7 protein-coding genes are annotated in these 4042 nt (G+C 66.3%); 4 read left to right on the top strand and 3 right to left on the bottom strand.

Features of this window, described 5'->3' with window-relative positions; genetic code table 11:
* On the bottom strand, positions 1 to 300 hold a 300-nt coding region (locus tag JNK68_03705), incomplete at its 3' end, for a hypothetical protein (GenBank protein ID MBL8539456.1).
* A 946-nt stretch (positions 301 to 1246) separates the two neighbouring features.
* Here JNK68_03705 and ribB point away from each other — a divergent pair.
* The 3 genes from ribB to nusB are packed head-to-tail and all read left to right on the top strand — an operon-like array spanning position 1247 to position 3276.
* Complete coding sequence (gene ribB / locus JNK68_03700) at positions 1247 to 2359, top strand: 3,4-dihydroxy-2-butanone-4-phosphate synthase (protein MBL8539455.1); 1113 nt, start codon at positions 1247 to 1249, stop codon at positions 2357 to 2359.
* A 1-nt stretch (position 2360) separates the two neighbouring features.
* Positions 2361 to 2840 (top strand): 6,7-dimethyl-8-ribityllumazine synthase, encoded by a 480-nt coding sequence (locus JNK68_03695; GenBank protein ID MBL8539454.1) that lies wholly within the window; start codon positions 2361 to 2363, stop codon positions 2838 to 2840.
* Positions 2827 to 3276, top strand: a complete 450-nt coding sequence (gene nusB / locus JNK68_03690; protein ID MBL8539453.1) for a transcription antitermination factor NusB — start codon at positions 2827 to 2829, stop codon at positions 3274 to 3276. Before JNK68_03695 ends, nusB begins: the two co-directional genes overlap by 14 nt.
* Before the next feature lie 12 nt (positions 3277 to 3288).
* Here the strand turns inward: nusB and JNK68_03685 are convergent, their stop codons facing one another.
* Together JNK68_03685 and JNK68_03680 are read right to left on the bottom strand one after the other, a co-directional pair.
* Positions 3289 to 3732: a GNAT family N-acetyltransferase gene (locus JNK68_03685; protein ID MBL8539452.1), complete on the bottom strand. Its 444-nt coding sequence runs from the start codon at positions 3730 to 3732 to the stop codon at positions 3289 to 3291.
* Positions 3729 to 3911, bottom strand: a complete 183-nt coding sequence (locus JNK68_03680; protein MBL8539451.1) for a hypothetical protein — start codon at positions 3909 to 3911, stop codon at positions 3729 to 3731. The genes JNK68_03685 and JNK68_03680 overlap by 4 nt, the downstream gene beginning before the upstream one ends.
* A gap of 12 nt (positions 3912 to 3923) precedes the next feature.
* Here JNK68_03680 and JNK68_03675 point away from each other — a divergent pair.
* On the top strand, positions 3924 to 4042 hold a 119-nt coding region (locus tag JNK68_03675), incomplete at its 3' end, for a thiamine-phosphate kinase (protein MBL8539450.1).

Raw genomic sequence — 4042 nt, 5'->3', positions numbered from 1 at the left:
CTTTCCGGTGTCCACGTCGGTGACCTGTGCCCGGGTTCCGAGCGGCAGGGTCTTGTGGGCGGCCGTCAGCTTGTTCTGGTTGAAGATTTCCCCGCTGGCGGTCTTCCGCCCGTGGAATCCCGGTCCATACCAGGACGCCGTGCCCATCTGATAGAACGCGGCCTTGACGTTGGCCGGCTTGTGGTTGGCGATGGAGGTCTGACTTTGCCAGGTGATCAGAAAAAGCGCCGATACCGCCAGCAGGCCGGAGAGCAGGGGCTTCTCGAATTGCCGTTGCTCGATGGCAGTGTCGTTTCTCATTGTTGGATCTCCTGTGAAAGAACGAACTGTCTCGGTACGTGCACCCGTCCTGTCCGCACGGTGAACGGCTGCCGGACATGCGAACGGGTTTGCAACGATAAGTTAAGACGCGGCTGCTGCGACCGGTATCCGGAATCTTCCGATTGCGCTGTAGGACGATCGGAAGACGGCCTGTCGGACCCGCGCCCACCGGGCGGTTTTCTAGGCGCGCGCGTCGAAACGGGGCGTCTGTTGACGCAAGGCCTCGCAGCACCTGCGAGAGCACGCCCAACGTCGACTGCTACGACTGCCCCAGCTTGACTTTTCGATGATCCACAGAAGCTGTGGATATCCTTGTGGAAAGGCTCCGCCTCGACCTTAAGCGAGCAGGAGCTTCACGAGGCTGACCAATTTTGAGGCACGCGGGTTTTCTCCAACCCGGAACAATGCCTTAGATTACTTGCTCCGCGCGTTTCGCGAGCCGCGCGCAGATGCTCATATTCAACTTCAAGTACTGTGCATAACTTGCTTGAAAGCTATACAATTACCGCGATTGCATCGCCTTGCCTTTCGGGCATTGCCCGTGGGCTTGGCCGGGGGCGGCTGCAACAGTATCTTGGCGTGCGAGCGACTCGCGATTGTCTGCAGGAAATCGGTAGACCGGCGAATCAGGGCGCAAGTTTCGCAGAAATTGTGCTTTGCAGCAAGCGCGCGTCGCGGCGAGCGGTCGACGATCTCACCGCCGGAGCCGCGTTTCTTCCTGTCCCGCAGGCGCCAGCGCGACTGCGACGGGCCGCAGGGTTACAATCAACGCCCTTTTCCATTCCACAATCCGTGCTGGCCGAACAGCGCCTGCCGTCATCGACGGATCTTAGATGTTCTCTTTTGCACTCGATTCCGCGACACGCCTTCGTATCGAGACGCACGCGCAGGCCTGCAACGCCCGCTTGGCGCGGGGCTTGACGCCATGACGCTCGCCAGCGTTCCGGAGATCCTGGACGAGATCCGCGAGGGCCGCATGGTGGTTCTCGTCGACGAGGAAGAGCGCGAAAACGAAGGCGATCTCGTGCTGGCCGCCGACTTCGTTACGCCGGAAGCCATCAACTTCATGGCGCGTTATGGTCGCGGACTCATCTGCCTCACGCTCACCGAGGAGCGCTGCCGGCAGCTGAACCTGCCGCTGATGGCGGTCTCCAACCGGTCTCCGCTCGGCACCAATTTCACCGTGTCGATCGAGGCGGCGGAGGGCGTGACCACCGGCATTTCCGCGGCCGACCGGGCGCATACCATCCGCGTTGCGGTCGCCAGGCACGCGCAACCGGCGGACATCGTGCAGCCGGGGCATGTGTTCCCCTTGATGGCGCACAAGGGCGGTGTGCTGGCGCGCGCCGGTCACACCGAGGCGGGCTGCGATCTGGCCCGGCTCGCCGGCCTCACGCCGGCCGCCGTGATCTGCGAGATCCTGAAGGAAGATGGATCGATGGCGCGTCTGGCGGATCTCGTGGAGTTCGCCCGCCCGCATCGGCTGAAGATCGGCAGCATCGCCGATCTCATCCATTATCGCGGCCGCACCGAGTCGCTGGTCGAGCGCGTGCTGGAGCGCGAGCTCGAAACCCCGCACGGGTGCTTCCACCTGGTCGCCTATCGCGACAAGACCGGAGAGGCCACGCATGTTGCGCTCGTCCGCGGGTCGATCACGCCCGAGACGGAAGTGGTGGTGCGGGTGCACGAACCCCTGTCGGTGGTCGATCTGCTGGACCTGGAAAGCCGGCGGCATTCCTGGACTCTGCACCGTGCGCTGGCGCGGGTGGCCGGCGCCCCCTGTGGCGTGCTCGTGCTCCTGCATCGCACCGAATCGGGTGCGGACGTGCTCGCGCGGCTGCAGCCGAATGCGGTCGGCCGGCACGAGGGCAAGACGCTGCGCAACTACGGCATCGGCGCGCAGATCCTGCGCGATCTCGGCATCCGCCGCATGCGGCTGCTCGCGGTGCCGCGCAAGATGCCGAGCTGGGGCGGATTCGATCTCGACGTGACGGGCTATCTGCAGCCGGAGGCGCGCGAGATTCCAAAGGAGATCTGAATTGGCGAGACACGACGAGATCCGGGAAATCGAGCGCGACCTGAACGGCGCGGGCCTGCGCATCGGCATCGCCCTGTCCCGTTTCAACCCGGAAGTTGGAGACGGGCTCTTGTCGGGTTGCACGGCGATGCTGCTCAAGCTCGGCGTGGCGCGCGACGCCATGCTGATCGTGACCGTGCCCGGCGCGCTGGAACTCCCGCTCGCGCTGCAGAAGCTCGCCAACTCCGGACGCTTCGACGCACTGATCGCGCTGGGCGCGGTGATCCGCGGCGAGACGTATCACTTCGAGGTGGTCTCCGATCGCTCCGCCGAGGGCATCATGACGGTGCAACTCGACAGCGGGCTGCCGGTCGCCAACGGCGTGCTCACCACTGAGGACGACGATCAGGCGCTGGCCCGCATGGGTGTGAAGGGAGCGGAGTGCGCCGAGGTCGCGGTCGAGATGGCGAATCTGCTCCGGCGCATCGATGAAAAAGGCTGAGCTTGCGCGCGATCGCAAGACGCCCCGCGGCGGCCGTCGGCGTGCCCGCGAGCTCGCCTTGCAGGGGCTCTACCAGTGGCTCGTCGGCGGCCAGGACGCCGCCGCGATCCTGACGCACCTCGCGGAGAGCGACGGCTACGGCGCCGCCGAGCAGGACTACGTCGAGGTGTTGCTGCGCGGGGCGATCGGCGAGGCGCCTCAGTTGCGCGAGGCGCTCGCGCCTTGCCTCGACCGGGCGCCACAGGCGCTCTCTCCGGTGGAGCACGCCGTGCTCCTGATCGGCGCCTACGAACTCGTGCACCGACCGGAGATACCGCGTCGCGTGGTCATCAACGAGGCGATCGAGATCGCGAAGGCGTTCGGCGGCACCGACGGCCACAAGTACGTGAACGGCGTGCTCGACCGCTTCGCGGCGAAGGCGCGCCCCGCGGAATAAGCGAGCGGCGCTTCAGCGCAGCCGTTTCATCAGCGCGACCGCACCTCTCGCACTTTGGGTGCGGTACTCGGCCGTGTAGCGGATCACCTCCGGCAGCTCCCAGTGTTCGAGGTCGTCGTAACCCCGGGCGCGGAAGAAATGACGTGCGGTCGTCGTCAGCAGATAGAGACCGCGCAGACGCGCGGCATCGGCCCGCGCTTCGCATTCGGCGACGAGGCTGCACCCGATTCCCGCGCCGCGCCGGTCCGCGCGGACTGCCAGCGATCGCAACAGACCGAAGCCGCCGCAGGGCTCGACGGCGACGGTGCCGACCGCCTCGTCCCCTTCCAGCGCGATGGAAAACCACGGCACCGTGCGCGTCGCGATGCCGGCGGGCAGACCCGCCGCCCGCAGGAGCGATGCGATCGCCGCCACATCCTCGGCTTCGGCCTGCCGGATGACAACGGAAGCGATCATCGGCCGCGCTCCAGGGCGGCTTCTCTCGGCCGCTGTCGGCCGTCGGCGACGAACGCCGCGGCGGTCGCGCCGAGGGTGAACTCGAACCGGATGCCGAACGCCGGGATCATGCGCGTTTGCGCGAGAAGTGTGGGTGGCCGGGCATCGGCCTGTCCCTCTAGAATGAAGGTTCCCCACATTCGAGCCCGCCCATGCTCTCCGAGTTCGACCTCATCCGGCGCTATTTCACGCGCCCGACGCCGCACACCCTGCTCGGCGTCGGGGACGACTGCGCGCTCATCCAAACCACGCCGGAGACGGAGCTTGCGGT

The organism is Betaproteobacteria bacterium, assembly GCA_016791345.1.
Classification (GTDB): Bacteria; Pseudomonadota; Gammaproteobacteria; order Burkholderiales; family JAEUMW01; genus JAEUMW01.
Note: the sequence above shows the minus strand (reverse complement) of the source record. Positions and strands in the feature narration are given on the sequence as shown.

What these genes read in the sequence shown, in the direction of transcription:
- ribB (MBL8539455.1), top strand. Translation starts at nt 1,247, where the DNA reads ATGACGCTCGCCAGCGTTCCGGAGATCCTGGACGAGATCCGCGAGGGC.
- nusB (MBL8539453.1), top strand. Translation starts at nt 2,827, where the DNA reads ATGAAAAAGGCTGAGCTTGCGCGCGATCGCAAGACGCCCCGCGGCGGC.
- JNK68_03685 (MBL8539452.1), bottom strand. Translation starts at nt 3,732, where the DNA reads ATGATCGCTTCCGTTGTCATCCGGCAGGCCGAAGCCGAGGATGTGGCG.
- JNK68_03680 (MBL8539451.1), bottom strand. Translation starts at nt 3,911, where the DNA reads ATGTGGGGAACCTTCATTCTAGAGGGACAGGCCGATGCCCGGCCACCC.